Raw genomic sequence first — 2,714 nt, 5'->3', positions numbered from 1 at the left:
GTCGGGCCAACCGGCCCTACCCCCTCGCCGCACGAGGGCGGTCGATTGCAACCGCTGTTCCGCGGGTGCCGCGCGGGCGACGCGCTGCACGGGGTGTGCGGCGGGACGAGCGGGTCCGAACCCAGGGACCCTCTGTCCGTCGCCAGGGACTCATGGCCCATGCCGCCGGTGAGCCCTGATGCGGACAGTGATGACAGGACGCCGGTCTGCAGGCAAGGGGCATGCGGTGCTCGTGCGATCCCGGTGGCGCACTACCACCATGAAGAGGAAAAGGACGGACAACATGGTCCAGCCGTTGAAGTCGAAGAGCGACAGCTCACCGTCGGGCGCACCGGTGTCCGGCCGGGCGTGGCAGATGCTTGCCCTGGCCACGGTCGGTTTCGCCGTGAACTTCTGGGCATGGGCACTGCTCAGCCCGCTGGGCCCGCGGTTCAAGGACGGCCTCGACCTGTCATCGTTCGAACAGTCGCTGCTGGTGGCGGTGCCGGTCGTCGTCGGCTCCCTGGGCCGCATCCCGGTCGGCGCGCTCACCGACCGGTTCGGCGGACGGGTCATGTTCCCGATTGTGTCGGCGGCCACCATCGTGCCGGTGCTCTACCTCGGCCTGGCCGGACACTCCTCCCTCGCCGCCCTGCTCATCGGCGGATTCTTCCTCGGTATCGGTGGCACCGCGTTCGCCGTCGGCGTGCCGCTCGTCAACGCCTGGTTCCCGCCCGAGCGGCGCGGCCTTGCCATCGGTGTCTTCGGCGCCGGCATGGGCGGCACCGCCATCAGCGCCCTGACCACCGTGAAGCTGGTCGACGCGAGCAGCGTGGCGACACCGTTCTTGATCACCGCCGCCGTGCTGGCCGTGTACGCCGTGGCCGCCGCGCTGCTGCTGCGTGACGCACCCGGCCGCACCGCGCCGACCGCGCCGCTGGCCCGCCGACTGGCCGCCACCGCCCGGCTGCCCATCACCTGGCAGGCGTCTGCGCTGTACGCGGTCGCGTTCGGCGGCTACGTCGCCTTCTCCGTCTACCTGCCCACCTACCTCAAGACCGGCTACGGCCTCACCCAGGCCGACGCCGCGAACCGCATGGCCGGGTTCGTGCTCCTCGCGGTGGCGATGCGCCCGATCGGCGGCTGGCTGTCCGACCGCGTCGGCCCGGTCCGGGTGCTGGCCGGCTCCCTGAGCGTGGTCGTGGTCGGAGCGGTCGTGCAGTCGTTCACCCTGGCCCTGGCGCCGGTGGGCACCATCGCGATTCTGGCCATGGCCGCCGCGCTCGGCGCGGGCAGCGGAGCGACCTTCGCCCTGGTGGCCCTGCGGACCCCGGCCAACCAGGTCGGTTCAGTCACCGGCGTGACCGGCGCCGCGGGCGGATTGGGCGGCTTCCTGCCGCCGCTGGTGATGGGCTCGCTGTACGGTGAGTACGGGACCTACGCGGCTGGTCTCGCCCTGCTGGCGATCGTGGCCGCCGCGGCGCTGGCCTTCACCCTCACAGGGGTCCGAGCTGCAGTCGAAGGCGCCGAGCGCAAGCAGCGCACCGGCCGCCGACGCGAGCACCGAACCGCAGGCACCACCGCCTAAGGGCGCGCGGACGCAACCCACGGGAACGAAGGACAGGGAGAAGACCGGTGTGCGAGTACTGCGGCTGCCAGGCCCTGGAGACCATCGACGAATTGACCCAGGAGCATGACGTGGTCGTCCGCCTGATCAGTCACCTCCGCCCCGCCCACCAAGAGGGCGGTGTGATCCGGATGGCGGAGGTCGCCCGGGAGATCGCGAGGGTGCTCGGCCCTCACACCCAGGTCGAGGAGCACGGCCTGTTCCCCGCCCTGGCCGGGGACTTCCCCGACCAGATCGCGGCCCTGGAAGCCGAGCACCGCCGCATCGAGGCGGTGCTGGCCGATGCCGCCGACGGCGCGACCCCCTCGGACCCGACCTGGCCGGACCGCCTGATGGAGGCGATGGCCCTGCTGCGCGACCACATCCTGAAGGAACAAGACGGCGTCTTCCCAGCCGCACTCGCCAACCTCAGCACCGAGGAATGGGAAGCGGTCGAGGCCACGCGCGCCAAGGCGGGCAGCACCTTGTCCCGGCCATCCGCCTAAAGGGGCCCGTCCGTCCGGCAGGGCTCCCGTACGTGTCCCATACCCTCGCTCCCCACGAGCGGGGGTACGGGCCTTTCCGGACGCGGGCATGGCTGCGCGGAGCCGGTGTAACCGCCCCTGCGTGCAGACGATCTTTGTCAGGCGCCGGGTTGTTCGTGGTGTGGCTGTTGACCCTCCGGGGGACTGCGGTCGTAGAGTCGTCTGCGGCCGGAACCGATCACAATTCGAACGGGCCGTGGCGCCCGGGGCGGAGTGGCACGGTGAGCACGGAGACCAGCCGGGAACAGACGCGGGCGAGCATGGACAGCGATCTGGCGGAAGCGCTGGTGCGCAGCCGCAGGTTCTTCACCCGGGCGGAGGTCTCCGACGACCTGCGCACCCTGCACCGAAAGGGCGGCCGGCAGGCGGACGAGTTCTACCGGGACCGCTGGTCGCACGACAAGGTCGTACGCTCCACCCACGGCGTGAACTGCACCGGCTCGTGCTCGTGGAAGGTATACGTCAAGGACGGCATCATCACCTGGGAGGCCCAACTGCCCTGGGGCAAGCGGGAGTGGGCGGAGCTGCTCGCGAAGGCGCGCCGATGACCGGGGGGCGCACGCCCTGGGTGGGTGACCTGGTCC

The 2,714-nt window shown here is 71.3% G+C and carries 2 protein-coding genes and 1 pseudogene; all 3 read left to right on the top strand.

The window, feature by feature from the left end:
- The first annotated feature begins 283 nt into the window (after positions 1 to 283).
- Entirely contained in the window at positions 284 to 1,567 is a 1,284-nt protein-coding gene (locus tag ABZ281_RS45245) for an MFS transporter (RefSeq protein ID WP_356664187.1), read from the top strand.
- 47 nt (positions 1,568 to 1,614) lie between these two features.
- Entirely contained in the window at positions 1,615 to 2,091 is a 477-nt protein-coding gene (locus ABZ281_RS45240) for a hemerythrin domain-containing protein (RefSeq protein WP_356664185.1), read from the top strand.
- A 299-nt stretch (positions 2,092 to 2,390) separates the two neighbouring features.
- Positions 2,391 to 2,624, top strand: a pseudogene (locus ABZ281_RS45235) (hypothetical protein); the annotation flags it as partial.
- Positions 2,625 to 2,714: the final 90 nt, after the last annotated feature.

The organism is Streptomyces sp. NPDC006265, from assembly GCF_040613555.1.
In the GTDB taxonomy this organism is placed as follows: Bacteria; Actinomycetota; Actinomycetes; order Streptomycetales; family Streptomycetaceae; genus Streptomyces.
Note: the sequence above shows the minus strand (reverse complement) of the source record. Positions and strands in the feature narration are given on the sequence as shown.